This window comes from Rhizobium sp. O111, assembly GCF_055616315.1.
On sequence record NZ_JBSHXL010000005.1, the window covers coordinates 58,463 to 85,105 of the forward strand.

27 protein-coding genes and 1 pseudogene are annotated in these 26,643 nt (G+C 57.3%); 15 read left to right on the forward strand and 13 right to left on the reverse strand.

The features are described 5' to 3' along the window. Positions 1-12: 12 nt before the first annotated feature. The 8 genes from trbL to traI are packed head-to-tail and all read right to left on the reverse strand — an operon-like array spanning position 13 to position 6,902. On the reverse strand, positions 13-1,194 hold the full coding sequence (gene trbL, locus ACVTFQ_RS33235) for a P-type conjugative transfer protein TrbL (RefSeq protein WP_012476001.1): 1,182 nt from the start codon (positions 1,192-1,194) through the stop codon (positions 13-15). Beyond that, positions 1,188-1,388, reverse strand: a complete 201-nt coding sequence (gene trbK / locus ACVTFQ_RS33240) for an entry exclusion protein TrbK (RefSeq protein ID WP_012476002.1) — start codon at positions 1,386-1,388, stop codon at positions 1,188-1,190. Before trbK ends, trbL begins: the two co-directional genes overlap by 7 nt. Beyond that, positions 1,385-2,188 (reverse strand): P-type conjugative transfer protein TrbJ, encoded by an 804-nt coding sequence (gene trbJ / locus ACVTFQ_RS33245; RefSeq protein ID WP_077768124.1) that lies wholly within the window; start codon positions 2,186-2,188, stop codon positions 1,385-1,387. The genes trbK and trbJ overlap by 4 nt, the downstream gene beginning before the upstream one ends. After that, positions 2,160-4,616 carry a conjugal transfer protein TrbE gene (locus ACVTFQ_RS33250; RefSeq protein WP_012476004.1) on the reverse strand — a complete coding sequence of 819 codons (2,457 nt, stop codon included), beginning with the start codon at positions 4,614-4,616 and terminating at the stop codon, positions 2,160-2,162. The genes trbJ and ACVTFQ_RS33250 overlap by 29 nt, the downstream gene beginning before the upstream one ends. Before the next feature lie 10 nt (positions 4,617-4,626). Then, the gene (locus tag ACVTFQ_RS33255) at positions 4,627-4,926 is read right to left on the reverse strand and encodes a conjugal transfer protein TrbD (protein WP_012476005.1); all 300 of its coding nucleotides are present in this window, start codon (positions 4,924-4,926) and stop codon (positions 4,627-4,629) included. Next, entirely contained in the window at positions 4,919-5,302 is a 384-nt protein-coding gene (locus ACVTFQ_RS33260; RefSeq protein ID WP_012476006.1) for a TrbC/VirB2 family protein, read from the reverse strand. Before ACVTFQ_RS33260 ends, ACVTFQ_RS33255 begins: the two co-directional genes overlap by 8 nt. Then, a complete protein-coding gene (trbB, locus tag ACVTFQ_RS33265) occupies positions 5,292-6,269 on the reverse strand; it encodes a P-type conjugative transfer ATPase TrbB (RefSeq protein ID WP_077768123.1) in 978 nt (325 codons plus the stop codon). The genes ACVTFQ_RS33260 and trbB overlap by 11 nt, the downstream gene beginning before the upstream one ends. A 9-nt stretch (positions 6,270-6,278) precedes the next feature. Beyond that, the gene (gene traI, locus ACVTFQ_RS33270) at positions 6,279-6,902 is read right to left on the reverse strand and encodes an acyl-homoserine-lactone synthase (protein WP_012476008.1); all 624 of its coding nucleotides are present in this window, start codon (positions 6,900-6,902) and stop codon (positions 6,279-6,281) included. A 382-nt stretch (positions 6,903-7,284) separates the two neighbouring features. Between traI and repA the strand changes: the two genes are divergently transcribed. The 6 genes from repA to ACVTFQ_RS33300 all read left to right on the forward strand — a co-directional run bounded on the left by repA (position 7,285) and on the right by ACVTFQ_RS33300 (position 14,616). Next, the gene (repA, locus tag ACVTFQ_RS33275) at positions 7,285-8,493 is read left to right on the forward strand and encodes a plasmid partitioning protein RepA (RefSeq protein WP_234888145.1); all 1,209 of its coding nucleotides are present in this window, start codon (positions 7,285-7,287) and stop codon (positions 8,491-8,493) included. A 93-nt stretch (positions 8,494-8,586) separates the two neighbouring features. Then, positions 8,587-9,594 (forward strand): plasmid partitioning protein RepB, encoded by a 1,008-nt coding sequence (gene repB, locus ACVTFQ_RS33280; protein WP_012476010.1) that lies wholly within the window; start codon positions 8,587-8,589, stop codon positions 9,592-9,594. A 166-nt stretch (positions 9,595-9,760) separates the two neighbouring features. Next, positions 9,761-10,972 (forward strand): plasmid replication protein RepC, encoded by a 1,212-nt coding sequence (gene repC / locus ACVTFQ_RS33285; RefSeq protein WP_012476011.1) that lies wholly within the window; start codon positions 9,761-9,763, stop codon positions 10,970-10,972. Between the two features lie 1,066 nt (positions 10,973-12,038). After that, complete coding sequence (locus ACVTFQ_RS33290) at positions 12,039-12,254, forward strand: hypothetical protein (protein WP_116979320.1); 216 nt, start codon at positions 12,039-12,041, stop codon at positions 12,252-12,254. Between the two features lie 210 nt (positions 12,255-12,464). Continuing rightward, positions 12,465-12,965 carry a hypothetical protein gene (locus tag ACVTFQ_RS33295; protein ID WP_077768122.1) on the forward strand — a complete coding sequence of 167 codons (501 nt, stop codon included), beginning with the start codon at positions 12,465-12,467 and terminating at the stop codon, positions 12,963-12,965. Positions 12,966-13,977: 1,012 nt separating this feature from the next. Continuing rightward, on the forward strand, positions 13,978-14,616 hold the full coding sequence (locus ACVTFQ_RS33300; RefSeq protein WP_077768120.1) for a Shedu anti-phage system protein SduA domain-containing protein: 639 nt from the start codon (positions 13,978-13,980) through the stop codon (positions 14,614-14,616). A gap of 198 nt (positions 14,617-14,814) precedes the next feature. Here the strand turns inward: ACVTFQ_RS33300 and ACVTFQ_RS33305 are convergent. Together ACVTFQ_RS33305 and ACVTFQ_RS33310 are read right to left on the reverse strand one after the other, a co-directional pair. Beyond that, positions 14,815-15,801 (reverse strand): annotated as a pseudogene (locus ACVTFQ_RS33305) (tyrosine-type recombinase/integrase). Between the two features lie 101 nt (positions 15,802-15,902). Next, positions 15,903-17,054, reverse strand: a complete 1,152-nt coding sequence (locus ACVTFQ_RS33310) for a site-specific integrase (RefSeq protein WP_012476015.1) — start codon at positions 17,052-17,054, stop codon at positions 15,903-15,905. A gap of 125 nt (positions 17,055-17,179) precedes the next feature. Between ACVTFQ_RS33310 and ACVTFQ_RS33315 the strand changes: the two genes are divergently transcribed. Further along, a complete protein-coding gene (locus tag ACVTFQ_RS33315) occupies positions 17,180-18,133 on the forward strand; it encodes a DUF1403 family protein (protein WP_012476016.1) in 954 nt (317 codons plus the stop codon). Positions 18,134-18,135: 2 nt separating this feature from the next. Next, complete coding sequence (scpB, locus tag ACVTFQ_RS33320) at positions 18,136-18,831, forward strand: SMC-Scp complex subunit ScpB (protein WP_077768119.1); 696 nt, start codon at positions 18,136-18,138, stop codon at positions 18,829-18,831. 118 nt (positions 18,832-18,949) lie between these two features. Here scpB and ACVTFQ_RS33325 read toward each other — a convergent pair whose 3' ends face one another. From ACVTFQ_RS33325 to ACVTFQ_RS33335, 3 genes are read right to left on the reverse strand one after another with little or no spacing between them, the layout of a single operon-like run. Then, complete coding sequence (locus ACVTFQ_RS33325; RefSeq protein WP_077768118.1) at positions 18,950-19,207, reverse strand: hypothetical protein; 258 nt, start codon at positions 19,205-19,207, stop codon at positions 18,950-18,952. A gap of 17 nt (positions 19,208-19,224) precedes the next feature. Further along, positions 19,225-19,485: a hypothetical protein gene (locus ACVTFQ_RS33330; protein ID WP_162854303.1), complete on the reverse strand. Its 261-nt coding sequence runs from the start codon at positions 19,483-19,485 to the stop codon at positions 19,225-19,227. A 51-nt stretch (positions 19,486-19,536) separates the two neighbouring features. Continuing rightward, positions 19,537-19,761, reverse strand: coding sequence for a DUF2188 domain-containing protein (locus ACVTFQ_RS33335; RefSeq protein ID WP_077768116.1), 225 nt, complete (start codon positions 19,759-19,761; stop codon positions 19,537-19,539). A 116-nt stretch (positions 19,762-19,877) separates the two neighbouring features. On the opposite strand from ACVTFQ_RS33335, the gene ACVTFQ_RS33340 reads away from it, so the two are divergent. The 7 genes from ACVTFQ_RS33340 to ACVTFQ_RS33370 all read left to right on the forward strand — a co-directional run bounded on the left by ACVTFQ_RS33340 (position 19,878) and on the right by ACVTFQ_RS33370 (position 26,621). After that, a complete protein-coding gene (locus ACVTFQ_RS33340; protein ID WP_010900329.1) occupies positions 19,878-21,002 on the forward strand; it encodes an AAA family ATPase in 1,125 nt (374 codons plus the stop codon). A gap of 1 nt (position 21,003) precedes the next feature. Further along, entirely contained in the window at positions 21,004-23,262 is a 2,259-nt protein-coding gene (locus ACVTFQ_RS33345; protein WP_202048396.1) for a S8 family peptidase, read from the forward strand. A 53-nt stretch (positions 23,263-23,315) separates the two neighbouring features. Continuing rightward, a complete protein-coding gene (locus ACVTFQ_RS33350; RefSeq protein ID WP_077768115.1) occupies positions 23,316-24,548 on the forward strand; it encodes a hypothetical protein in 1,233 nt (410 codons plus the stop codon). A gap of 42 nt (positions 24,549-24,590) precedes the next feature. After that, positions 24,591-24,965, forward strand: a complete 375-nt coding sequence (locus tag ACVTFQ_RS33355) for a hypothetical protein (RefSeq protein ID WP_142843416.1) — start codon at positions 24,591-24,593, stop codon at positions 24,963-24,965. Positions 24,966-25,109: 144 nt separating this feature from the next. Continuing rightward, complete coding sequence (locus tag ACVTFQ_RS33360; RefSeq protein WP_142843417.1) at positions 25,110-25,571, forward strand: hypothetical protein; 462 nt, start codon at positions 25,110-25,112, stop codon at positions 25,569-25,571. Between the two features lie 136 nt (positions 25,572-25,707). Beyond that, entirely contained in the window at positions 25,708-26,097 is a 390-nt protein-coding gene (locus tag ACVTFQ_RS33365) for a hypothetical protein (protein WP_010900332.1), read from the forward strand. Continuing rightward, positions 26,094-26,621 carry an RES family NAD+ phosphorylase gene (locus tag ACVTFQ_RS33370; RefSeq protein ID WP_077768113.1) on the forward strand — a complete coding sequence of 176 codons (528 nt, stop codon included), beginning with the start codon at positions 26,094-26,096 and terminating at the stop codon, positions 26,619-26,621. The genes ACVTFQ_RS33365 and ACVTFQ_RS33370 overlap by 4 nt, the downstream gene beginning before the upstream one ends. Positions 26,622-26,643 lie beyond the last annotated feature (22 nt).

Consider the following 26,643-nt stretch of genomic DNA (forward strand, 5'->3'; position numbering starts at 1 on the left):
CCCTTGTCTCGATTATGGTTTGTCGTTGCGTTCGGGAGGAGGCGTCGGGCCGCTGTGACCGCTGCGCTGTTCATCGAGCTTGGCGTTGGCTAGTCCGAGGATGGACCCCGCATAAGCACCGGGAGATCCGATTGCCTTTTCCTTCGCGGCCGAGCCTGCGGCTTGTGCCCCGGAACTGAAGCTTGCGCCTATCCCCCGCAGGGCAGCACCAGCGACGGATGAACCGCCAGCTCGTGCGGCTTGGGCCGCCGCAAAACCCGCGCCGGCAGCGCCGGCGGCCAAGAATCCAGCGCCCGCGGCGAAGGACGCCGCTTGCCCGCCGTGGCGGATTGTCTCCATACCGCCGGTGACGGAGGCTCCCTGGACGACACCCTGGATGATGTTCGGCACGTACATGGCGATGATGAAGACCACGACGGAAATACCGGCGATCGCCAGGGTGGTGACAAACTGGTCGGAGGATGCGGTCGGGGCATTGGCCAGACCCAAGAGGACCTGTGACCCAATCTTTGCGATCATCACCAGCGCCATCAGTTTCATGCCAACGCCGAAGGCGTAGACAAGATAGCGAACAGCAAAGTCTTTGGTGAAGGAGGAACCGCCCAGGCCAAGCATGATCATGCCGGCGAGCAGGCCGACATACATCTCAACCATCACCGAAACAAAAATCGCGGCAACCAGCGAAAAGCAGATGACGACGACACCCATTGCCAGCACCGCGGCAATCGCCAGCGCATTGTCCTCGAATACGCCGAACTGCGCCTGTTGCGACATTTGCGAGGCGACGCGAATGCCGGCATCGAACACTTCAGCGGGCGAGGCTGAACCGCCGCCGGCACCAATTTGGAAAAGACTGTCAACCACCGCCCGGGCAAAGGTCGGACCTTGGGTCAGAACGAATGCGAAGAACCCGACGAACATGATCCGGCGCACCAGCTCCGCAAACCAGCTATCCAGCGAGGCTGACTGGATCGCCAGCCAGACGGCGGCAATGCCGATCTCGATCGTTGCGAGGATCCAGAACAGCGATTTCGCCGCATCCATGATGGTGGTCTCCCAGCCCTTCGCGGCAGAGGAGACCTGGTTTTCCAGTTCCGTGAGGACCTGCCCCTCCTGCGCAAATGCGGGAGCAGCATAGGCGAGGAAGAACAGACCAGTTATCAGGAGTGAACGTGTGACAGCGGGCTTCACCATCTCGGCCGTATCTCCTGACCATCCTTGATCGGCGGCAGCTCCTTATTCGAGCCGAAGAACTTCTCCCGGGCTGAGCGCTGCTCCTCGGTAAGCGCAGGTCTTCCGCCGTCGCTGGATTTTACGATCAGCACTGTGGCCGCGGCGGATGCAGCGGCGACAGCAAGCACCAAAGCAATTAGGACGGATCGGCTCACCAGCGTGGCTCCATTCTCTGACCTTCCGGAATGCTCTTGACCTCAGCGTTGAAGAACTTTTCCCGCCGGGCCTGCGCCAGGTCCTTGTCGGTCTGCTCCGTCTGTAGCCAGGTTCCCATCATCGTCATCTGTTGCGAGACGAGACCGCGAAGCTTCTGCATCTGGGCAACCTGCTGAGCGGCGATCTCGTGGCCGACCTGCAACGCTTTCATCTGCCCGTCCGCCGTTTCGGACATCGACCGCAGCGAGGACATCGTATCTTCCTCGCTATCGAACTGGTCGGCCGTTAGGCTCGCAGCCTTCAGCGAGCTGGCGATCGTGTCGCGGTTGGTCGTCGACCAGGACTGATAAGTCGAGGAGAACGTCGCGTTATCCGGCAGGTTGGTTTTGAGGTCGGCGTAGCTCTGAAAGCGCTGCTGAAGAACGTCGTCGGCGTTGCCCATGGAGAATGAGATACTCTGACCCTGGTCGACAATACTGCGGAGCTGATTGAGATCGCTTTCGACCTGCCCCCAGACATGGTCAGGCAGCTGCGCGGTGTTTTGCAGCATGTTTTGGTAGATCTTAAGCTGGTTCTGGATCTGCTCCGCAAGCTGGCTGATCTGCGTCAGCTGATTGTCGACCTGGAGGCCCGAGCTCTTGAGAAGGTCCACCAATTGCGCATTGTTGGCGAGCTGCGTCCACTCCGTCGCAGCACCGGTGGCGGTCCCCGCCCGTGCTGAAGGTACGGCTCCGATCGTCAGGGCCGCGGCCGCCAGGCAGGCTAACCATCTATTCGAACTTGAGTAGCGATGCGGCATCGTGAACTCCTCTCGTTTCAAGCCAGCGGATTGGCCACTCGCGGCCATGTCCGGATTTCAGTGCGCGGATGCGCTTGAGGTCGTCCTTGCCCGACGCGCCGACAAAGCTCAGCGCAACCGGCCCCAGCGACATGTCGAAGAGCCGCCGGCCTTCCGGCGTGGCGACGTAGTATTCGCGTTTGGGGACTGCGTTCGAGACGATCTCAATCTGGCGCTCGTTGAAACCGATACGCTCGTAAAATTCACGTGTTCCTGGCTCTCTGGCGGCGCCATTCGGAAGGCAAATCTTGGTTGGGCAAGACTCCTTCAGCACATCGATAATCCCGGACCGTTCGGCATCCGAGATCGATTGGGTCGCAAGGACAACGGCGCAGTTCGCCTTGCGCAAGACCTTGAGCCATTCCCTGATCTTGCTGCGGAAAACTGGGTGGCCAAGCATCAGCCACGCCTCATCGAGCACGATCAGGCTCGGCGATCCATCCAGACGCTTCTCAATCCGCCGGAACAAGTAGGTCAGCACCGGCACGAGATTGCGCTCGCCCATGTTCATCAGCTGCTCGATTTCGAAGGTCTGGAAGGCCCCGAGTGTCAGGCCGTCCTCCTCCGCATCGAGGAGCTGGCCCATCGGCCCGTCAACGGTGTAGTGATGCAGCGCATCCTTGATCTCGCGCAGCTGCACGCCGCTGACGAAATCCGAGAGTGAGCGACCGGATGCGCTCGCCATCAGTCCGACCTGCCGAGAAATGGCGTTACGATGATCGGGGGTGATTGTGACGCCCTGCAGACCGACCAGCATCTCGATCCACTCGGTCGCCCAGGCCCGGTTGGCATCACTTTCGAGATCAGAAAGCGGGCAGAAGGCCAAGGCCCTCCCCTCTTCCGCATTGTCGCCGCCGATCTCATAGTGATCACCACCGGCAGCGAGCGTCAGGGGAAGAAGTGAACTGCCTTTGTCAAAGGCGAAGATCTGCGCATTTTCGTACCGGCGAAACTGTGCGGCGATCAGAGCAAGCAGCGTCGACTTACCAGAACCTGTCGGACCGAAGATCAACGTGTGGCCGACATCATCGACATGCAGGTTCAGACGGAACGCTGTCGAGCCGGTCGCAACCTGCATCAAGGGAGGGGAATTCGGTGGGTAAAAGGGGCATGGCGCGATCGGGTTTCCGGCCCAGACCGAATTCAGCGGAATCAAGTCGGCGAGATTGCTGGTGTTGATCAGTGGCTCACGGATGTTGCAGTACCAGTTGCCCGGCAGGCTGCCGAGATAGGCATCGGTGGCGTTCAGCGTTTCGATCCGCGCCCCAAACCCTTCCGCCTGGATCAGCCGCCGGATCGCTTCGGCCTTCTCCTGCAGGGCTTCGCGATCGTTGTCGAATAGCACGACGACCGGTGTGTAATATCCATAGGCAACCAGCTGCGATGAGGCCTGCGCGATGGCGTCCTCGGTCTCGGCGACCATGGTCATCGCGTCTTGGTCGACGGATCGACTTTGTGTCTGAAATATCTGGTCGAAGAACGGCCGGACCTTCTGCTGCCATTTCCTGCGTGTGCGTTCGAGCTTCTGTCGGGCCTCCTCGGCATCAAGGAAGATGAAACGTGATGACCACCGATAGGTGAGCGGCATCAGGTCAAGACTATTCAGAATGCCCGGCCAGCTTTCAGCCGGCAGACCGTCGATCGCGACGACGCCGAGAAAGCGATTTTCGACCTTCGGCGTCAGTCCGTGTTCAAGCTCCGCCGTGGCGATCCAGTCGAGATACATCGGAACATCGGGAAGCCTGATTGGATGGTTCTCGCCGGTAATGCAGAAGCGGGCGAACTGAAGCAGTTCGTCATATCGGGCAATTCGCTCCCCTCCCCTTCCGACCGTTTCTCGGGTTTCCATTCGCCGGATCGAAAGTGTGTTGGCAAAATACTGCTCAAGCTCTCGCACCGCGTTCTTGAACACGAAGAGCACCGTGTCCGCGTAGGATTTCTTCCGGCTCTCCTCGTCCGAATAGATGTACTTGCTGAGAGCTGTTTTCTTGGACTCGAGCGGCCGGTAAGTCAGGATCAGCGCATGCTTGCTCTCGAAATGCCCCTGCTCGCGCGCGAAATGCGCCCGGCGCTCCCCGTCGATTGCGCGGGTTACCGGATCGGGGAAATGGCAACGGTCTTCTGTGGGATAGTCGACCGTCGGAATGCGAATGGCGTCGACCTGGATCATCCAGCCGCTTCCAAGCCGCGACAGAACGGCGTTGATCTGCCTCGACAGGTCGTTGCGTTCGAGGTCAGTCGCACTTTCGGAATCTGGTCCCGCGAAATACCAGCCGGCCATCAGGCTTCCGTCCTTCAAGAGGAGGACACCATTGTCGACCAGGCCGGCATAGGGAACGAGATCAGCAAAGGAAGGGCCGGTCGCCCGGAAGCGTTTGAGAGCTACCATGGCCGCCTCCTCAATACCGGCGCCAAGGCGATGTCGTCGCCTTGTAGGTGGGCTTGTAGGAAATGTGCCTGATATAGACTTGCCGCATGAACGGGTCGGACTTCGCCATCATTCTGAGGAGCCCGACGATCACGACCCAGACGGCGATTCCGAAGAGCGCCGAATAAACCGTCAGCACCACGAAGATCAGGATGACGGCGGCGAGACCGGTCAGCAACACAAGCTCCCTGTCGGCGCCCATCAGCAGGTTTGGACGCGACAGTGCACGGTGGATGCGGTTGCGCTGCAGGCCGGATGGGGAATTAGCCATGAGTTCCCTCCCCGCCTCCGGCCGATCCAATCGTGGTGAGCTGTTCGCTCGTCAGTCCTATCGAGGCGCCGGTTGCGCCAAACAGGCCGACGATGTTGGTGGCGCCGAGGAGGATGCCGGCGACGAGAACGACGTATACAAGTCGCCGCGCGAAATCATTCAGTTCGCCGCCGAAGATGAGCATGCCGCCGGCGATGGCGACTGCTGCAAGCGCGATCGCACCCGCGACCGGGCCGGTGATCGACTCCTGGATCTGCTGCAGCGGCCCTTCCCACGGGAGACTGCCGCCGGAGCTGGCAAGGGTCGGCGCGACCGAGGCGAGAACGATGGGCGCCGCCAAGAGCGCGACGGCGATGAATGATTTCCTATGCGACATGGCGCGCTTCCTGTTCTTCTGTGAGCTGATCGGATTCGACCTCGTATTGACCGTTGACGAACCGCTCGACCTGGATGACGTCGCGAACGCGCCGTCCGCGCGGCGTCCGCTCAATGGAGATCACGAGATCGACGGCTTCCCCGATCACCTCTTGCATCGGCTGCTGGCTTGCCTCGGCCGTCAGCTGTTCAAGACGGCGCAGCGCCGACATGGCGGTGTTCGAGTGGATGGTCGCCACGCCGCCCGGATGACCGGTGTTCCAAGCCTTGAGCAGGGTCAGGGCAGCGCCGTCGCGGACCTCGCCCACAACTATCCGATCAGGACGCAGGCGCATCGTGCTCTTTAGAAGCCGTGCCATGTCGATCGTATCGCTGGTATGGAGCAGAACTGCGTTCTCGGCAGTGCATTGAATTTCGGCGGTGTCTTCCAGAATGACGAGCCGATCTTCTGGCGCGCTTTTCACGATCTCGTCGATCACAGCATTCGCAAGCGTCGTCTTGCCCGAGCCCGTTCCCCCGGAAATGATGATGTTGAGCCTCGCGGAAATCGCGCTGCGGATCGTCGCGGCCTGGTATTCGGTCATCACTCCGGTCCGGACGTAATCTTCGAGCGGGATGAGGCGCGATGCCCTGCGCCGGATCGTGAAAGCAGGCCTGGCGACCACGGGAGGCAACAGTCCCTCGAAGCGGTGACCGCCGATCGGCAGCTCTCCGGAGATGATCGGCTGTTCGGTATCGACCTCCGACTGCAGTGCATGCGCGACAGTACCGATCACCATTTCGGCCGCGGCCGGGGACATTTCGCCGGCGGGCGCAACGCCATGTCCGAGGCGTTCGATAAACAGCTTTCCATCCGGATTGAGCATGATCTCGACGACTGTTGCATCGTCCAGCGCCACGCAGAGCTGGTCACCGAGTGCTTCCTGAAGTTTACGCACAAGCCGAGGGTGAGAGCGAAGCTGGTTCACGGATTTCTCCTACGCTGCCTTGCTGAGGGAGGTGAATTCAGAGCGATAGTTGGCGGGACGGAGCTTTTGAAATGTACTGGCGTCGGCGAGTAGGATTCCCGCGACCGCCATCGTCACCCCGAACTTCCTGGGCTCGCCCAAGCGCTGAAGGGGCCACCCGACGCGCGCGAGGATCCGCTCGAAACGCAGGTCAGTGACGGTGACGATTTCGGTGAAACCGTTCGACATGCACCATTCGATGATGCCGGCGAACATGGTCAGCGTCGCCTCATGGACGGATCCGTCTCCCCTGCCCTCGCCGAGCGCCGTATCGACGCAAAAACGGGAGCTCTCGATCATCGCGGAATGGGCGTTCAACCGGCCATTCGGAAGGAGTGAGTGAAAGACGTCGGCCACCATTGTGGGGCCAGGCGCCGGAAGCAGCCGCGCGCATCCTGCTACCTGGCGACTGTCGGAAATTGCGAGGATGTAAGTCGGTATCAGAGTGTCGAAAGCATCCAATTCCACGCCGTCGATAACTTCGACATCCCAGCCTAGCCGGTCGGCGAAGACCCGCGCGCGTAGCTCGTGATGGCGGTGGATAAGCTCAGCTTCCTGAATATTTTTCGGTGTTGAGATCGCGAGAACCTGCATGAATTTCTCCGTCGTCGTTGTTCGGCGGAGAACTCAGCACGGTTTGGACACGGTGAGTAGTTGTAGGATTCTACAAGGTAAGATCCAGCTGAGTCGCGGTGGTGAGTCTGCTTTAGCTGGACGACAATGCGGATTCCGTGTCGTCTCCTTTGGGTTACGATTGTAGGATTCACAGTAAGACAAATCATGAACATAGCTGACGGTCTGGTATGCTAACAGGTTGTATTAGATAATAAATCCGGATTTTGTGTGTTAGGTGGATCTGCGGTCGTTAACCTTCTGTTAACGCTATTTCCCTTGCGGCATTGCCAGAATCATGCGTTATCTTGAGACGGCAATAACGCGTCTGACGCTAATAAACCGTCTGAAACCTGAGGCCCAAGTGAACGTGATCGACCGGCACATTAATCGAGCATCAACTTCCGCACACATCACCCAGCGCGCGGAAGCGTTGTCTGCGAGACTCAGGGCGGTTGGTGAGCGCGCGTTTCCCCCTACCGCACAAAAGTCGCTTCGATCTTTCACTTCCGGCGAGGTCGCCGAAATTGTCGGCGTGTCAGACGGCTATCTTCGCCAGCTTTCGCTCGATGGACTCGGCCCTTCGCCAGATTTGGGAAGCGCCGGTCGCCGCTCTTACACTTTGGAGCAAATCAATCAACTCCGTGAGTATCTTGCCGGAGCTCGACCTAAGGAAGCAAGTAGATTTTGGCCACGTCGGCGCAGTGGCGAAAAACTTCAGGTGATCACGGTCGCAAATTTCAAAGGCGGCTCCGCGAAGACAACAACTGCTGTTTATCTCGCACAAGGACTTGCGTTGCAGGGCTACCGTGTCTTGGCGGTTGATCTTGATCCTCAGGCTTCCCTCTCCGCAATGTTCGGTTATCAGCCAGAGTTCGACGTTGCCGAAAACACGACCCTTTATGGTGCGATCCGCTACGACGACCAGAGGGTGACGATGAAGGACGTTATCCGGCGCACCTACTTTACCGGGATAAGCATTGTCCCGGGTAATCTCGAACTGATGGAGTTTGAACATCAGACCCCTCGATTCATGCTGCAGAATCGAGGGCGTCCGGAGGATCTATTTTTCAGACGTGTCGCAGGCGCAATCAATCAGGTCGAACAGGACTTCGACGTCGTTGTCGTCGATTGCCCCCCACAACTGGGCTTTTTGACCATGGGCGCCCTTAACGCAGCGAGTGGCATGATTGTGACTGTCCATCCCCAAATGGTCGATGTCGCATCCATGAGCCAGTTCCTCTTGATGACGTCCGATCTCGTGTCGGTAATTGAAGAAGCCGGCGGACGGCTCGACTACGACTTTCTACGGTTTCTTATTACGAGGCATGATCCGCGCGACGTCCCCGAGCAGGAAATCGTGGCGCTGCTTCGTGACGTCTTCGGAATCGACGTCATGGCGGCATCCGCATGGAAGTCGACGGCAATCGCCAATGCCGGTCTTACCAAGCAGTCGCTCTATGAACTCTCGCGCGGCGCGGTAGGACGGACGACGTATGATCGAGCAATGGAATCCATCAATGCCGTGAATCTGGAAATTATCGACCAGATAAACAAGGTCTGGGGTCGATGATGGCGGCTCAATCGCTGATAAATCAAAACCTTAGTGTGTTGTCAGCTGACTACACGGTCTTACTAGAACTGTTGTTTGGATAGGGTCGGAACGATGAGCAAACGTACACAATCCATTCGCTCAATGTTTGCCGGGGGCAACGATCAGACCGCTTCTAATGACGCACAGCAGCCTGTGCAGCGAGTTGCCTCGGGTGCGGTCCGGTCGTTGAAAGACACGTTCTCAGAGGTGGAAAGACATTACGAAGAGCTCAAGCAGCAAGTTGCTGACGGAGCTGTTCCAGTCGAAATAGACCCAGAATTGGTCGACCCCTCGCCCTTCGCGGACCGGTTTGAGGACCAAGACATGGCTGTCTTGGAGGTCCTTAAGACTTCGATCAAAGATCATGGACAAGAAATTCCGATCCTTGTTCGACCGCATCCAGCTGAGATCGGACGATATCAGGTTGCCTACGGCCACCGCAGACTACGTGCGACTGCCGAACTCGGCTTGAAAGTCAAAGCCTATGTCCGCGAACTGGATGACGATCGTCTTGTCGTCGCGCAGGGCATTGAGAATTCCGCTCGTGAAGACCTGACTTTCATCGAACGGGCGGCGTTTGCACTCAAACTGGACGAGGGTGGTTTTCAACGGTCGCTAATACAAATGGCTTTGTCTGTTGACCGACACGAAGCTCAAAAGCTGGTAACAGTTGCTCGGGCAGTTCCGCAGTGGTTGATTGATTCCATTGGCCGTGCGCCGAAGATCGGTCGACCGAGGTGGCAGGAGCTCGCAGAACTTTTGAAAGTCCCGGGCGCAGAGAAGAAGGCCCGCAAAGCCACCCAGGACAAATCCTTCTCACATAGGGATTCTGACAATCGTTTCCTGGTCGTCCTAAGAGCGTCCAAGATAGATGATGTGACGGCGCCGTCTGTAGCCCCCACCCGCTTGGTCGCAAAATCTGCTGACGGGCTTCAAATCGCGACGCTCGCCATCGGCGGCAAGCAGTGCAAAATCGAAATGAACCGAGATAGAGACGAGACTTTTGCAAAGTTTGTTATGGAGCAGCTTCCTGCGCTCTACGCGAACTTCAGAAAGGAAAATCCGTCATCTGAAGGATAAATAAGGATAGGAACAGCAAAAGAAAGGCCCCCAAACGTCGCCGTCGTGGAAGCCTCTCTCAATGGTCTAAGCAGCCTGAGAATCGCATTTCCATGAATCGCAGTCAAGAGTCTTTGGCACCGTTTTTGGTGAGCAGATTTCTTTTGCCTATTGAAGGGTGAAAGACATGCAGAGTGGAAATGTGACGACGCCGTTTGGGCGGCGGCCGATGACGCTTGCCTTAGTGGCGGCACAGTTCAAATCCGCCGACATCAGGCAGGGTAAATCGGCCGACAAGTGGAAGATCTATCGCGATGCTTGTGACGCGCGATCATTGTTGGGTTTGCGCGATCGGGCACTTGCAGTGCTCAACGCGCTTCTATCATTCTACCCTGAGGCTGAACTCAAGGAGGAAGCGAATCTTATCGTGTTTCCGTCCAATGCCCAACTCGCGGCACGGGCAAACGGTATCGCCGGCACGACGCTACGCGAGAACTTGGCCCTCTTGGTCGATGCAGGTCTCATCCAACGGAATGATAGCCCGAACGGGAAACGCTATGCGCGCAAGAGCTCAGATGGGTCCATCGAGACAGCCTTTGGCTTCAGTCTTGCGCCGCTTCTGGCCCGATCAGAAGAACTTGCGGTTATGGCCCAGCAGGTCGCAGAGGGTAATCGCAAGCTCAAAATCGTCAAAGAGCGCATCACAATTGCCCGACGGGATGTCCGGAAATTGATCTCTGCGGCAATGGAAGATCACGTTCCCGGGGATTGGGCCAAGGTCGAGGAGCTTTATGTTGAAGCCATGGCACGGCTGCGGCGGGCAAAAGGGGCGGACGAATTAATCGGAATTCTCGACGAAGTCGAGATGCTGAAGGAAGAAGTAGTCAATCTATTGGAACGGCACGTCAATCTTGGAAAATCCGACGCCAATGATGACGGATTCCGTCAGCACATACAGAATTCAAATACCGAATCCAGCAATGAACTTGAACCTTGCTCTGAAAACGAGCAGGGCGCGAAGCAGAGTAAAAACGTTGAACTAAGAGCCGAATCGATAAAATCATTCCCGCTTGGTATGGTCCTTCGGGCATGCCCGGAGATTTCCATGTATGGTCCGGGCGGAGCAATCGGCAGCTGGCGGGACCTTATGATGGCCGCCGTGGTCGTGCGATCAATGCTGGGGGTAAGCCCGTCGGCCTACCAGGACGCCTGCGAAGTAATAGGGGCTGAAAACGCGGCCGCAATGATGGCTGCAATCCTGGAGCGGGCGGGGCACATCACATCGGCCGGTGGATATCTTCGCGATTTGACGTCGAGGGCGAAACGCGGCGAGTTTTCTCTCGGACCAATGTTGATGGCGTTGCTGCGGGCCAATGGCGGCGAACAAAGGCGGGCTTAATCGCGGTTCCAAATTATATCCCTTGAAAAACATTAGTGCCCTTTGAACCGCCGCTTTGTTTTGTTGTCAGCTGACCACAAGCTAAATTGTTGTTTTTGCTACTTGGTTGCAATAATAGCATTCTAAGGTGCGATTTTACTTCGCAGATCCATTCAGAATGGCGGCCCGTTCAGGTGCGTGAGCGAATGCGAGACCTTATATCCATGCGGACGCTCCGCGACCACATATTTGGATGCGTTGCACAGTGGGGAGTCATATGTTGGCGAAGCTTGGATGCGATCGCCGAAAGCAGCCTTCTGCATGCAGCCATCCCAGCCAGTACCTTATGGCGTTTTTCCCGGAGACCGGTGTTGCCAGGCGGTGGGCCTTTTGCTTGCGCAGCTTTGATGCCTGGTTTCGTTCGCACGGAGATCGGTACGCGCTCAACTTGTGCTGTGGCGGCTAGTACCTAGAGAGAAAGACGCTCCGCTGCGTCGATATCCCGATCGGACCTCGCAGCGAATGAAATAGAACCTCTTCAAGTCGATCCTTCGATCACTCGGAAGATGGCTGACGGAGTGGCGAGTTCTCGCTTAGACCAATATTGATGGCTTTGATGCGTTCTCATGTCCAGCAGCGTCGTGTTGGCTAGCAAAACCACCGAACCCGGGCACTACAGGATTCGAACACATGAGAACTGGTTTCTAGATTGGAGAAGCCCGACGACTATGTGTTCAGATCGATTGTATTATCACGGGTCGTGCCATCTGATTCATGGAATTAGTCCGTACAGGTGGCAAGAACAATTGACTCTTGGATCGCGCTGGCAAACAAAGCAGCGATGTACAGAGGATGAATAATTGCTGACCAAGAAATCCAGACCCAGGATGGCGCCGTAGCGGCAGAAGCTGAGCCCGCTGCTCCGAAAAAGACTTCAAAAAGGAAATAACACGAAGGCTGAAAAAATTCGTGCGAATGCGTCGAAACTGGCGAAGCAGAAGGTCCGCGGCCTTACCGGGGAGGAAAAGCTGGAAAAGATTGGTCAGATTGAAGCTACGGTCGCTGGCGGCGCAACCTTGAAGATGCCGTGAAAAGCGCTGGTATTTCGGATCAGACTCATTATCAGTGGAAGAAGGCTTTGGCTCAACCGGCGCCACCCGTTTCCGCAGCATCTCTTTCGGTGGATGACGAACTCGCCGAATTCATCCAGCTCGAGGAAGAAAATCGGCGCCTCAGAAAGCTGCTCTCAGAGAAGCTGCGCGCCGAAAACGCTGATCTGCGCAAGAGACATGGTATGAGTTAGCGGTCTTTCGGTGTCCATCCCTCGATCACCTTGACGTGCAATCCTCGGGATTGGCCGGTTTCAAAAATTCCCGTGCATCCTGATCATTCTGCGCCCTCACTCATTCCATTTCTTAGGAACATGCGAACACCACGATCCAATTTCATCGTCGAATATAAGACGAACAGGCGCCAGACACTTCGCCGAACCTCAATCTGGGGCGATCTGGATTTGCAGGCTGTTGCCCGCGCGGTAGAGGCTGACGATGTGATGCCAAAGCTTGATCTGCCTCAAGCAGCATCAGTTCAGGAGGACGTTGTCGCGGTGAAGTTCGAGGTGGTAGACTACTCGGATGTTCCGATTGACGGCGAAGTCCCTCCGGATAGTCCTGCCGCAACGTCGTCGTCGAAAGAGTTTTCCATCGAGTCTGAAGCTGTGGAAGACGATGCGTCCGACCCCACGCGCTCGGTGCATCAGCAGCGTAGCCCGGGTTCAGGATGGACTCCGAAGTCTGGAGCGAAAGCACGGAGTAAGAAGACGCCGTCAGCGAGCCCCGCAAGTGCACCAATTCTCAATCTTCGCCGCGATCCCCCGCTGCTGTGCGGCTTGGATGAAGAGCTCGCCGCTCTCGAGGCTGAAAACCGCCATCTGAGAAGCCTCATGGTCGTGAAGCTCCGGAAGGAGAACGAAAGGCTGAAGTTCATGCTTCGGCGATTTGGTCAAAGTCGCTAAGTTTGATTACTAGCACGAACGAGTATGCGCATCGGTCGGCGACCGCTGAACCCGCAGTAGCAGGCGTCTAAGGCGGGAATCTCGTAAATTCGGTGGTTGATGGTGTCGTTTGGCATTTAATCGTAAGAACGCGGCCGTTCCGGCAGGTGGTGGCATTTAATTTGAGATTTTCGGTGCGATTTTCGGCGTCTGGCACCTTCCGATTTGGCAATAACCGTTTGTGACGGTTTAGCATTTTCTGAGGACGATTGGCCGACGGCATTCATCTTTTCCATGGCGACGAATCTCACCTTAAGTGCCAATCGAAGCCTGAATCTCAAAATTAACTGCTCAATCTCAATTTAAGTGCCACGCTATCTTGTTGAAATTATCGCATGCGGAGTCTTGCGATTAAATGCAAAACGACACAAGACTCCCATTATGTTGTCGTCCATTCGGGCGCCTCCCCGGCCATCTTTCCTACGCTGCGACCGCTCTGTCGACACGATCGCCTTGACTTGGTCTTGGCCACTGTGCTCGTAAGCAATGACGACGTGGCGAGCCCTGGACACGACTTAGCCGTTGTAACGCTCGATGAGGTCCCCGGTGGACGGCCCGAACATTCTATCGAATGTCCTGCTGCTGTCGATAGGCCATTCACTGCAGCCAAGGTCGGAACACGTTGAAAGGTGGGGGGGATCGTACTACTATATAGTTGGAACGAAAGGCGATCAGCTTCGATGCAGATAGTGTGGACATTTACAGCGCGGTCATACCTCGACCAACTCGCATCGGAAGAGAAAGCAAAGGTGGTCAACGCTGTTGAACGTCTGTCGCGCGGCGGACGATCCTCAGCTCTGGAGCAAACAAAGCTATTGCTCGGGACGAAAGATCTCTTTTCCCTTAGGGTGGGAGCCGAGTTGCGAGTCCTCGTTCGCTTCGAGGGCGAAAATCTAAAAATTGAGGACGTCGTTAGGCGTAGCCAGCTCGATGGATTGCGGAGAGTTGAGAGGTTGGCACAGGCCCACTCTGTATGAAATCCTTTGTTTCCTTAAATCTTGATACTTCGATCTTACGACAAAACCTGGACGAACTTGACGAGCTCCTTAAATCCGAGAGCCATCTCAAGGAACGGGATCAGATAGCGCCATTTTTTAAAGAGCGCCCGCATCTCTGCGCTGCTATTGGCTACGGAAACAATGCTGTCGAACTACCCAACTGCTGGGCAAGCGAACTCGACTTGTTTGGCGATTTCGTGTGCGACGCGGCTTCTGGCGATACTGAGGCGAATGCATTCACATTGATCGAGGTCGAGGACGCGCGAGAATACAGCATCTTTACAAAGCTCGAAGCCGGAAAATCAATGAAACACTGGTCCAACCGATTTGAGCACGGCTCGTCGCAGTTGGTTGATTGGGCGTGGCGGCTGTCGGAAGAAAAAAACTCTTCCGCATTCAGACGGATTTTCGGTACGAATAGCCCGACAATTCACCTGCTTCTGATTGTAGGGCGTGATGCGGATCTCGTGCCAGATGATCTTGATCGACTTCGCTGGCGTGCTAACAATGTTGCCTTTGGTGGTTATCGGATGTCGTGCTTCACCTTTGACGGAATACTAGCCTCAATCCGTCGTCGTCTTCTTCTGGCAAGCCAGCCGTCAGAGGTAACCTGAAACGTTTGCGAGATCCGGCTGAAGGCGCCAAGCCCGCGATCTTACAACGGCCCCGGCGTAACAATGAAAACGGTCATCATCTAAATTACAGAAGTGCTCACAAGCCCGAGCTAAGTTAGGCTGCTTCTCCTGAGTAGTGCCGTTTGAGATAGACTTCCATCCCCAACTGAATTTGCGCGAACCAAGGTCCTGACAGACTCATAACAAGCGCGCCGCGCGTCCACACCGTCTGGTGGCATTGCTGGATGCCTGTTGAATCGAGCGATGACGTGACTGCTCCATCGCCTCGGGTAGGGGAATGCCTCGGTTCGCCGCCTCGGCCAGATACCTGACCGCAACCCATGGGCCGAAAACTCCCCGCTCTCCAACCCGGCCATCTCCACCCTCTGCTTGATAACGGCGTTGACCGACTGCGGATCGAGCGCCCGCCGCGAAATTGTCCCCCAGCGCCCGCCCCCCCCCCCGAAACACGCTGCCCTTGTCGATCTTCCCCCGCCGCCAGCCAGGCATTCAACGCCTCGACAGGCCGGCCGGTGAGATAGACGACTCGTCCTCCTCGCCTGACGTCGTTTTGGTACGGCCAAGATGAATGGCGAGAGAGGGGAGGGGAGTGCCGCCTTCGGTCTCGATCGGAGCTTCCACGGTCAGTTGTTCCAGGCGAAGGCCTGCGATCTCGCTGCGCCGGCGGCCGCCGGAGGCAAAGGCGACCATCAGGATCGCCCGGTCGCGGAGATCACGCGGGCTTTCGGTCGCGCACGTCACCAACAGCTTGGCCAGCACGTCGCCGGTGACCGCCTTTGCGCTTTTGCGGCGGCGTTGCCGCAGGACGGCGCGCACATCCAGACGAACGGCGGATTCGAGGGCAGGGGAGCCGAAGGCGTCGGTAAGCCCGCGCCATCTGGTCAGTGTCGACCAGTTCGCCAGCCGACGGAGCACGGTCGCCGGCGCATGTGGGCCGGCGGACTTGAGGAATCCCTGGTGCCGGAGGTTTTCGGCCACGTCTGCCGGGATGCCGTGATCTGAATCGGCAGTACGTTTCTCCGGATCCCACAGGTGATGGGTGACGAATTTCAGGAGCAGCGCTTCGGGCGCCGGCCAGGGTAGAGATTTTCCGGAGGCCGCCAGACCCCAGGCTTCGAAATAGGCGAGATCGGAGGTCAGCGCCCGGAGCGTATTGTCGCCCATGCGCTGTGTGGCTTTTAGCTAACAATTTCAATTGAAGCGGAAAGCTAAAAATCCGACACGCAATTTGCCCCAACGAGTTCATAGTGAGCAGGGGAGGGGCCTCAAAGCCCTGTGGCTTTGGTGAGATTGACGCGAAAGCGGTCACGCCGGCGCTGGTATTTCCGCGTCATTTCCGCACTGGCATGGCCGAGCTGCTTCTGGACATAGCGCTCGTCGACCTCCGCGGAGGAGGCCAGACCGGCGCGCAGCGAGTGACCGGAGAATTTTGCCGCGCGTTCGGCCTCGTTGAGGTCGCCCCTGACGCCGGCGGCCAGTGCCGCCTTTTTGACGAGACGGGCGACCTCGCGATCGTTCAGCCGGTCCGGTCCGACATCCTTGCCCTGGCCGCGGACGCGGCGGAACAGCGGACCCTTGGCAATCCGGGCGAACTTGATCCAGGTTTCGATAGCGAGAACCGGACAGGTCGCATCGGACGAGCCGCGGCCGACTTCCACCTCCCGCCATCCGGTCTTGCCGCGCAGGGTGACGAGCAGGCCCTTCTCGAGGATCTCGATCCAGCCGCGCGCGTCCTCGCTCTGGTCGCGGCCGATATCGAGCCCAACGATCTCGGAACGGCGCAGACCGCCGGCAAAGCCGATCAGCAGCATGGCGCGATCGCGCAGGCCGCGCAGGGTTCCCCTGTCGAGCGTTTCCAGCATGCCGATCAGGTCTTCGGGCAGGAGGGCTTCCTTCTGCCGCGGCGGGGCGGCGTGCGTGTTGCAAATGCCAGCCATTACGGTGGCGATATGACGGTCCTTGCGGTCGAGCGGCGTGCCGCGCTGGGCGTAGCTCCAGGTCAGCGCCGAAAGGCGGCGCTCGATCGTCGTGACGGAGCTGGGCTTGCGATCGGCCGCAGCAGTGCCGGACGCGAGCGCCGTAATGTACAGGCCGACGGTGTGCGGATCGGGCGGTAGGGGCGCGAGACCCTGGCGGCGGCACCAAGCGGAAAAGTGCTTCCAGTCGGAGGCGTAGGCCTTGCGGGTGTTGGCGGCGCTCGCCGCCTCGACATAGGTACGGGCGCGTTCGGCGAGCTGCTCGAGGTGCGCCGGCAAGGTCCGCGCCTCCGGAAGAGGGGAGGGGAGGCCAGCGCTGGCCGTCGAGATGCCGACCGCCATCTGCGGCGCGGCAATAGCGTCGCGAGCGGTCGTGCTCTCAGACGGAGAGGAGGTCTCTGTGGCGTGATTTTCGTCGTTTTGCTCGATGATATGGGCCATTCTTTATATAAAGAGCAAAACGTCCGATAATGCAAGATTATCGGACGTTATATATCCGCGACAAGCGGTGCGGTTTAGGCGGATAATGCTGGACTAAACCGCTCACCTAATCTACACTCCGTCGCATGGATTCGTTCGACCCCTCCGCTCCAACCGCCCCCGCCTGGTCGCCCCGCATGCCGGGATGGGCACTGCCGCGTGGTCGCGACATCACTGAATCCGACGCCGCCTTCGCCGCCGGTATCGCCCTGAAATCGCTCGATGATCTGATCCGCGCCGATCCGCCGTGGCTCGGCTGCTGGCGCGATCGCCTTGCTCTCAAATCAGCTGCCGTCGCCGCCAGAATGCTTGGCCGCAATGAAGAGGAAACCGCCATTCGCGACGCGATTTTGCTCACCGCGCCCGGCAACGATCCCGGGCCGGCCGGAAAGCTGTTTCTTGCCATACGAATGCTGACGCGCCAATCCGGGACGATTGCCACGCCATTCGTTAAGGAGCTCTGCGCGCTGCTGGGGATTGGCTGGGAGGATGCTCTTGTCTCCGTCCCGGATTTTGTCGATACGGCGATCCAGTCCGGGCGCGCGGCACCCCTCGCAGTTGCCGAGCTTGTATCGGCGATTACGACCATTCGCCCGGACACCGAGGTGCTGTCGCTTGGGCTCGCCGAGATCGTTCTGGCGCTAATGCTGAACTGGCCGAAACCCGTACCGCTGCTAATCCCCGAGCGGTTTGGCGAGGCGTTCCGCACCATCGGCGGCCGTGGTCGCGTCCGGTCTGGCGAAGCGGCTTATCCGAGGGCGATCTGCCTGGCTTTGATGGATGGTGTGGCGGCGGCGCTGCGATCTGCCGTGGAGATCGATCGAAGGGCAGCGCGGTTGCTGGCTGTGGCACCAAAGCTCCGTACCAGGGGCGCCGAGCCGGTGATCCGGCGTTTGCTGTCCGACGACGCTATTCTGGCGTCGGTCCCAGGAAGCGAGCTGTCGCGCTGGGCAGCGAACCGGCTGTTCGATCGGCTCGAGAGTTTTGAAGCGGTGCGCGAGCTGTCCGGCCGCTCCTCCTTCCGCATCTTTGGATTATGATGATGAGGGGAGCGAGCGCGACAAAAACCACACTGCGTCGGGCAAAAGACCGACAGCAAGATGTCCTGTATGATCGCGAGCTCGAGGACTTACCGCAAGAACTTCGTTGGCGGGAATGGATGCTGCGGATTGAGGCGGTGATCTTTGCCTCGGCTGAGCCGGTCAGCCGCGAGACGCTGGCGCGTGTGGTGGGAAAGGATTGTAGCATTGATCTGTTGATCGACGATCTCGTCGAGGAGTTGCGGGATCGGCCTTACGAGCTGGTGTCGGTCGCCGGCGGCTGGCAGCATCGCACCCGGCCGCGGTTTGCCGAGACGATTCGCGCGTCTTCGGCCCCGACAAGGGGAGGGGCGGCGGCACTCTCCGAGTTCGAGGCGATGGTGCTGATGGCGGTGGGATATTTACAGCCGATTACCCGCGGCGAGCTGTCAAAGATCTTTGGGAAGGAGGTCAGCCGTGACGTCGTTGGTAATCTGCGCGGGGCGGGTTTTATCGGCTCCGGGCCACGCAGTCCGACGCCAGGCGCGCCCTATACTTACATAACGACCTCACACTTTCTTTCGGTCTTTGGTATGGAGACGTTGCGTGACCTTCCCAATATCGAAGCGCTCGAGGACGCCGGCTTGCTGAGCAGACGTGCCGTTCAAGATGATGTCGCCTTCGATCCAACTGAAGGGGAGGCAATGTTCATTGAATGAATGAGGGCAGCGTACTTCTGCATTTGCGACCCGGACGAAGGCGCTGTGACGGGAGCAAACTGCAGAATTTCGTCTTGGACAACCGTGCTGTCTTCCAATGGTCCGTCCGAGAGACCTTCTAAGGCGAAGTCCGAATGGGAAACAGGTCCCCGCCGTAGTGGTGAAGCCTGGTGTGATGGCGACGGCATAGCCATCGGACGTTCAATGGCTCGTCGTATTGATCGTGATGAGCATCGACGTCTTCATCACCACAGACCTCACACGTGTTCTTTCTCAGCTCGCCCGCCTTCACGGCACGCTGCACCAAGAGGTGAGCCTCATATTTTGCAGGATTAGCACGCCGCCAATTCGCTTGGCGGGTATCTGTCTTTAGCATCTATCTAGTCTTCCCGATCAGTTCAGGGTGTAGCGCTTCCAGGGTATCGCCTGCATTGGCACCCGCGACAGAAAATTAACAAGATCACGTCGGCCACGATATGTCGGTACGCCCCTGCTGTTTTGTGCCATGAGAACAATCGGCACGCCCGGGAATGCTGGCTGGAAGCTATATGCAACGTCGTCGGCCTGATGGCCGCTGTTCAAAACGTGCGGCTTGACGATGACTATGGCGAAGGTGACGCCCTGCTCGCGAACTAATGCGCCTTCAAACTGCATTTCTTCTCTCCTTTGATGAAGAGGCCGCCTCACTCCAGGCGGCCTCAGGTTTTAGCCACGCGGCGGGAACGGGTCGCGACCGTAGGAATCCTTGTCCCGGATTTGTCCGTTGGGACGGTGGATGACGACTTCGCTCTGCTGGTTGATCGCAATTTTGCGAGCAGCGGCAGCCGCGTCGGCCTGCGTTCCATGGGTGGAGGTCACTCGCTGATTTCCAGCGCCCCGCACGGCCCATTCGCCGTTATGGGGAACCACATGCTGATTCTTCCTTGTCATTGCATCAGAATCTTTTTTCTTGAGTGCCGTAAGAGTTTACATTAAGGAAAATTTAATTGTCAATATGGCTATTGTGGTTTACGAATGGATGACGAATTTTTACGCATGGAGTGATCATGACCATTGAGATGAAAAATGTGCTGGAGTTGGCCGACGCGGCACTTTCCGCTGACTACACGCGCGTACGCAGAGCTGCGAATGCGCTTGCGCGAGATCTCGACAAGAATGGTGAGACTTCCATTGCCAAGGAGCTGAAGGCCCTGGTGCGCAAGAGGGGGGTGCCTTTGAAGGCGTCTGGCTACGTGGAATCGCTGCCCGTGGACTCGAAATCCCGCTTGCCGCTTGTCGAGGAGCAGACCTGGCCCGATACGCCTATTTTTCTCAACGAAGGCGGGTGGCATGTGTTCAGCGATTTCATCGCGGATGCTCGGCGCATTGATGACTTGAGCGCCAAAGGATTGGCCTCACGTCTTGGGCTTCTGCTCTCTGGCCCGCCAGGAACAGGCAAGTCTCTCCTTGCCGGCCATATCGCTGCGCAACTGTCTCGTCCGCTATATGTCGTCCGGCTCGACTCGGTCATCTCCTCTTTGCTCGGGGACACCGCCAAAAATATCCGCTCGGTGTTTGATTTCGTGCCGGCGCGAAACGCCGTTCTTTTTCTCGATGAGATGGATGCAGTCGCAAAGCTGCGTGACGATCGTCACGAGTTGGGCGAGCTCAAACGCGTTGTCAATACCGTCATTCAAGCGTTGGACGGGCTAGACCCGAGCTCGATCGTGGTTGCTGCAACCAATCATGCGCATCTTCTTGATCCTGCAATATGGAGGCGGTTTCCTTATAAAATTGAACTCGGTCTTCCGGATGAAAGCGTTCGCGCTGACCTTTGGCGCCATTTTCTCTTCGAGGACAAAGATGAGGAGAGGCGCGCCGAGCTATTCGCCGTCGTGTCCGAAGGGTTGTCGGGGGCCGATATCGAAACGATGAGTCTGTCGGCGCGGCGTCATGCCGTTCATGAGTCGCGTGATATTGATTTTGGAGCCGTCGTTGTGGCTCTGCTGGAGCCGCGGTCAGGCCGTACTGTCCCTGTACAGCGGCAGCCATTGGATGCGGAGCAGAAACGCCAGGTTGCAATAGCCCTCAAGGAGAAGTACGCCATTGGGGGCGCGGATACCGCCCGCATTCTCGGAGTGTCGCGGCAAGCCATTTACGCTTACCTGAAGCAACAGGAAGGGGAGGTGTAGTATGGTGGAGCCTAGAGACCAACCTCTTCTCTATCCCGTTCTGAGCCTTCAGATGGATCCGGCGCTGCGGAGTCCGACGGGGCGTGGCAAAGGCATCGACAGCATCGTCAAGGAGCGGCTCGGCCGGCAGCAGGACGTGCTCGCGAGCGAAACACGCGACATTTATGAACACCGTACAGAGTTGCCCACATACTCGGGTTTGACGCACCTAGTCGTTCGGATGTTCAGTGAGGATTCCCTTGCTCCAACGCACACCCCCGATGACTTGTTCTCGCAGCGTCATGGATGCAGGCTAGTTGCTCCTCTTCCTGGCGGCTATTTGATCGAGGCTGAAGTCAAAGAATTGCCTCGCCTCCTTCGCGCAATCGAACATCCAATCGGCTATGCGGTGCAAGCCGACATATCCCGTGTTTCGTCTCTCGGACAATTTGATGCGAAAAGTCGTCTGCGCGGTCGATCGTTCAATGAGCTCTGGAATTCCGCACCGGAAGATGATGACGGACGCTTGTTCGTTGTTTGGCTTGCGCCGTTCCGCGATCGAGATGCCAAGGCCGAAGTCCTCGAGCGTATCCAGCGCTTTGCCAATGAGAGGCTGGTCATGCCGACATTTACCAGCGTGCGGCTCACGCTCGGAACATCTGAGGAATCGGAAGAACCGCGTTCTCTCACGACACCACGACAATCCAGCATTGCAAGGGCAATGCGAGATTATCGAAACACCGGCGTCGGACGCGCTGCAGTTCGAATTCCGAATAAAGAAGGGTTGAGACAGCTCATTGCGTCAGGCGCTTCTTATCGCATTGATCCTGTGCGGCCGATCAGAGTGGCAGCACCTGGCGAAGGAGCGGAGCCTCCTGCACCAGTAATCGATGAGAATGCTCCAATCGTTGCCGTCGTCGATGGCGGTCTGCATGCGCGAAGCTACACCGCAGCTGAAGCTTTCAGGGCGACACCTTTCGTCACGAACGCCCAAGCCGACAAGCCTCACGGAAATAGCGTTAGCTCCCTCGTTATCCATGGGCACGCCTGGAACAAAAATCGCTCGCTGCCTCAACTAAACTGCCGTATCGGAACTGTTCAGGCCGTCCCCCATCGGAACGCCAATCGGCGCTTTGATGAGCGGGAGTTGGTCGACTATCTGGCGGAGGTTGCGCGTCTTTATCCAGAAGCGCGCGTCTGGAACATCTCTGCCAATCAGGACGGCGCCGGTTTGGATCCCACCGAGGTCAGCGTTCTCGGCCATGAAATCAGCCTTCTCGCGAGATCGGCGGGCTTCCTCCCCGTCATCTCTGTCGGAAATGTCACCCCAGATAACAATTCAAGACCTAATCCCCCAGCAGATTGCGAGGCGGCGATTGTCGTGGGGGGCCGTCAGGCGCTTGCTGACGGTACGCCGGGTGACAGTTGCCCCGCATGCCTGCCAGGTCCCGGTCCTGACGGGATGATGAAACCGGACCTGTCGTGGTTTTCGAATCTCAGGATGCTGGGTGGGGTCGTGGATACGGGAAGCAGTTACGCAACGCCGTTGGTATCGTCTTTGGCAGCCCACACCTTCGATAGCTTACGGGAACCAACGCCGGATCTGGTTAAGGCTCTCCTCATCAATTCAGCCGAGCGAAGTGAGCACGATCCCAACCTCGGTTGGGGAACCCCGTATCAAGGGCACCTCCCTTGGACCTGCGCGCCCGGCAGTGTCACGCTTGCGTGGCGGGCACAACTCGAGCCAGGAACCGCATACTACTGGAACGATATTCCCATCCCTCCCGAGCTGGTGCGTGACGGAAAATTGTTCGGACGCGCCAGCTTGACCGCTGTTTTGCGGCCTCTCGTGTCGCCGTTTGGCGGCGCTAACTACTTCGCTTCCCGCTTGGAGACATCTCTGGCGTATCAGTCGGGAGCGGATAGGTGGCCGTCGCTACTTGGCTCAATGAAAGAGTCGACGCTTCCGGAAAACGACGCTCGCGATGAACTTCGCAAATGGCAGCCTATCAGACGGCACTGCAGAGACTTTTCAAAAGGGAGCGGACTTGGCTTTTCCGGACCATACCTGCGGCTTTACGCCCGCGTGTTCATGCGTGACCTCTACCAATTTGGGTGGACGCATCACAGCCAAGCGGGCGCGCAAGAAGTTGCGTTCGTGCTCACCCTTTCAAGCGCGGACGGAGAGAAGTCGATTTATGATTCAACAGCTCGTGCGCTCGGAAACTTCGTTGAAAGCGCCGTCTTGAACCAAGACATCGAGGTCTCGAATGAGATCTAGCTGGTCGGTGTCCTCCGGATTTGCGATTGGGCCCTTGCAAGCGAGGCAGATGCGTGAGGCGTAGCCGCATTTCCATCGGTTTTTCCGAGAAGGAATTTGCCGAAGCGTTGGCACCCAGGGTCGCTACCGTGGGCACGAGGCCGGTGGATGCCGTTGAACAACTGCTCACACAAATTCTCGTCGAAAATCTTCGGCAGCAAACAGCTTTGGCGCTCCGGAAGATCCCCTCGGTGAAGCTTCACTCGATGTATTTCAAGGAGCGCTGTGCATCCTTAGCGCGGCTTGCGGACATCGGGTACGACACCTGGTATGCCGAACTGGCCTTTTCCACAACCAGAGAGAACATGGTTGACGGCGTTGAGATTGACACACAGGGTTTGCACCTAAGTCCCATAAATTGTGGCCCTGCAGGGCTGATCACACACCGACTTTGGTCGAAGCAGCTAAAAACGCAAACCAATCACATCCTGCGTTTGAACCACGTGACGATTCCGCCCAGCACGTTTCTTGAAACCAAGAAAATGATGGAGGCGATTTGCCTTGAGCAGCCGCTGGTCGCGAACCCTCGACCTGGTCCGCGTACGCAAGGCTATGAGTTTGGGATCGAGGGCTTTGAGTTTGTTGCATTCGATCATTTAGTTACCGGGAAGCGTTGTTTCTGTTCATGCGCTCGCCTAGCTCATGAAAAGATGATGTCAGAGGCTATAAGGATTGCATCTCATTCAGGCGCATGGACCCATCAGGTTGTTCGATTGTTGTCGGATGCGACCTACATCGACGAAATATGCCACCTGTGTATCGCCCGTCGCTCGGGACCGGAGGCTGCTGCCAGCTTCTACGGTGATGATATTGGGGAATTTATCACGCCGTATATCGATCAGCTGATGTTGATGTCTGGAATGGACAAGTCCACTGCGCGTTCCGAAGTCCAGTACACTCTTGGTGTTCGCCGATGGATGAGGGAGGCAGAAATGTACAGTCTGGTGAAAAAGCTATTTCCCGACCAAGTTATCCTGAGGGAGGCGTCGCCCCCATGGCTGGGGCGCCAACGATTTGACGTGTATCTGCCCGCCATCGGCCTTGCTCTGGAACACCATGGTGAGCAGCACTACAGAGCCATTACTGCATTTGGAGGAGAAGTGGCGCTAAAACGTAACATGGAACGCGACGCCTTAAAGAGAAGTCTCTGTGAACAAAATGCCGTCCAACTTGTCGAGATTCGATTTGATGAGCAAATGACACTACCGCTTCTTCGCCGAAAGCTGCGGCGTTTCATTATGGCCTAAATGTATCAATGACGGCCGCCTTCACGGCGATAATGTGAGATATTGATTTCAGTCGCAGCCTGGGGTGTAAAATGTTCTACGAACGCGGATGTAACAGAATATCTCGATTATCATCTTGCTTCGGAACTGGAGACCGATTTCGCGATTATGTTGATCGGCCCTTGGGGAGCTGTAACGATGCCAGTCACGAGAGTTGAGCGAATTGTCGGCGGCCTGGTCATCGGACGTGTCGAACGCGGCTCCGACGGCTACTACGCCTGTCATCATTTCGGATCAAACGTGGATCCCTTACCCCTTAATACCTTGGACGATGTTGCGGACTTCCTTCGAGCTCATCCTCGCGGCGGCGTGCGAATGTATCCAGGTCGGAAGAAGATTTCTCGCAACATCTATATCGATGGAATTTTCCTTCGGTGACAGGTGCGCGACCGCCGTTGTCCTGATAGTTTTGGAGGTCGCTACTCCCGATGCTGACGCATTGAATGTATCAGGCTTTCATGCATTACGGATCTCCTAGGAACGGTGGGCATTATGCGAAGAGACGAGGTTGGGGAGGACCTAGTGTCTCTCGCCTTTGACTTTCTCTATTTTTTTGCGCGTTTCGAATATGCGCTCAAGGCCAACGGTTACCTAAAGAAAACAGAGCCAGGTCAGCCCGCGGAGGCTGGGTGGAGACAATTTCGAGAGCGCTGGGAAGGAGATTATAAAAGCAGCGAAGCCGCTGTGGCGTTGATCGCGGCTAACCCGAAAAAGCAGATCATTGGCGACGATGGAATGCTGGCGTTTAGAGCTGTGGGTTTTCCCGCCAGTACTTGTGAGCTTGGGCAGGTTATCGGCTATTGCCAGACCGTCCGTAACAACCTCTTTCATGGTGGGAAGAGCAGTACCGACGGCTTCGATAGCCCGGAGCGTACGAAATGCTGCTTTCCATCGTTCTCGTCGTGCTCGAGGAACTGGCCAGCGCTTTCGATCTTGGTGCTGACTATACCGGCTACTACTAAAACGCTCATCGATGAAGAGTAGACGCAGGCGCTTGATAGGCAGAGGCGTGAACGTGGAATGTCGTTCAAGAACGCAGCAGGCGTGATTTTTTACTAGCCAACCTTGATGTGCATCAAAATGTGCATATATTGTGCATAAGATTGAGCGGAGATTAGGCATGGCGCAGGCTCAGACAGTACATTCATACACAGTTGTTTCCGGCTTTGTTGATAGCCTTCAGGAACCGCGGACGCCCTATATTTCGCCGTCTCGCTTGTCAAAGGCGCTCGGCGTCAAAGTCGCAAACCTTGCAGAATTGACCGGTGTCCATCGCAATACCCTGCGCAATCCCTCCTCCGAACGCTTGCAGGGCAGGATGCGGGAAATGATCAAGGCGATCTCTGCGGCCGCCGAGCTGACTGGTGATCTTGCGAAGGCAATCTACTGGTATCGAAATGAACCGATTGCCGATTATGGCCATCGCACGGCCGCGGAGCTTGTTGCCGATGGTGAGATAGAGGCTGTTCTTGCCTATATTCGGGACCTGGAGAATGGAGCGCGCGGGTGAAGATTACCCGCATCGGCCCGAACGCAGTCTTTCATCGGTATCTAACACCTAAATGGGCGTTTCTTCCAACCAGCGGCGCCGGGGCCGCTATTGACGGCGGTCGCTTCAATCGACCCGGCGTCGAGGCTCTCTATCTTTCCGAGGCCCCCCAAACCGCGCTCGAAGAATATCGACAGGGCGCGAGCATCACACCGCCGGCGACGCTTGCAGCGTACAAGATCACGCTCAGCGAAGTAGCCGATCTGTCGCAAGGTTTCGATCCGCTTCTTTGGGATGCAGCTTGGTCTCAATGGGATTGTGCATGGCGAAAAATCGCTCGCATCGACAAAAAGGTCCCTCCCTCCTGGAAGTTGGCAGACAAAGTCATTTCATCCGGCCTTCGGGGGCTGCTCTTTCCGTCACTAAGGCACGCTGGCGGAACTAATCTTGTAATTTTTTCTGCCAATCTCATCCCAGATGATGACGTGCATGTTCACGATCCAGACAATCGTTTGCCGCGCGATCAATTGTCCTGGCCGCACTAGCAGCAATAGATGCCGGCCGGCT

Bases quoted from the DNA above. Each gene is read 5' to 3' on its own strand.
- trbL (WP_012476001.1), bottom strand. From the start codon at position 1,194: ATGGTGAAGCCCGCTGTCACACGTTCACTCCTGATAACTGGTCTGTTC.
- trbJ (WP_077768124.1), bottom strand. From the start codon at position 2,188: ATGCCGCATCGCTACTCAAGTTCGAATAGATGGTTAGCCTGCCTGGCG.
- ACVTFQ_RS33250 (WP_012476004.1), bottom strand. From the start codon at position 4,616: ATGGTAGCTCTCAAACGCTTCCGGGCGACCGGCCCTTCCTTTGCTGAT.
- ACVTFQ_RS33255 (WP_012476005.1), bottom strand. From the start codon at position 4,926: ATGGCTAATTCCCCATCCGGCCTGCAGCGCAACCGCATCCACCGTGCA.
- ACVTFQ_RS33260 (WP_012476006.1), bottom strand. From the start codon at position 5,302: ATGTCGCATAGGAAATCATTCATCGCCGTCGCGCTCTTGGCGGCGCCC.
- traI (WP_012476008.1), bottom strand. From the start codon at position 6,902: ATGCAGGTTCTCGCGATCTCAACACCGAAAAATATTCAGGAAGCTGAG.
- repB (WP_012476010.1), top strand. From the start codon at position 8,587: ATGAGCAAACGTACACAATCCATTCGCTCAATGTTTGCCGGGGGCAAC.
- repC (WP_012476011.1), top strand. From the start codon at position 9,761: ATGCAGAGTGGAAATGTGACGACGCCGTTTGGGCGGCGGCCGATGACG.
- ACVTFQ_RS33300 (WP_077768120.1), top strand. From the start codon at position 13,978: ATGAAATCCTTTGTTTCCTTAAATCTTGATACTTCGATCTTACGACAA.
- ACVTFQ_RS33310 (WP_012476015.1), bottom strand. From the start codon at position 17,054: ATGGCCCATATCATCGAGCAAAACGACGAAAATCACGCCACAGAGACC.
- ACVTFQ_RS33315 (WP_012476016.1), top strand. From the start codon at position 17,180: ATGGATTCGTTCGACCCCTCCGCTCCAACCGCCCCCGCCTGGTCGCCC.
- scpB (WP_077768119.1), top strand. From the start codon at position 18,136: ATGAGGGGAGCGAGCGCGACAAAAACCACACTGCGTCGGGCAAAAGAC.
- ACVTFQ_RS33325 (WP_077768118.1), bottom strand. From the start codon at position 19,207: ATGCTAAAGACAGATACCCGCCAAGCGAATTGGCGGCGTGCTAATCCT.
- ACVTFQ_RS33330 (WP_162854303.1), bottom strand. From the start codon at position 19,485: ATGCAGTTTGAAGGCGCATTAGTTCGCGAGCAGGGCGTCACCTTCGCC.
- ACVTFQ_RS33335 (WP_077768116.1), bottom strand. From the start codon at position 19,761: ATGACAAGGAAGAATCAGCATGTGGTTCCCCATAACGGCGAATGGGCC.
- ACVTFQ_RS33340 (WP_010900329.1), top strand. From the start codon at position 19,878: ATGACCATTGAGATGAAAAATGTGCTGGAGTTGGCCGACGCGGCACTT.
- ACVTFQ_RS33345 (WP_202048396.1), top strand. From the start codon at position 21,004: ATGGTGGAGCCTAGAGACCAACCTCTTCTCTATCCCGTTCTGAGCCTT.
- ACVTFQ_RS33365 (WP_010900332.1), top strand. From the start codon at position 25,708: ATGGCGCAGGCTCAGACAGTACATTCATACACAGTTGTTTCCGGCTTT.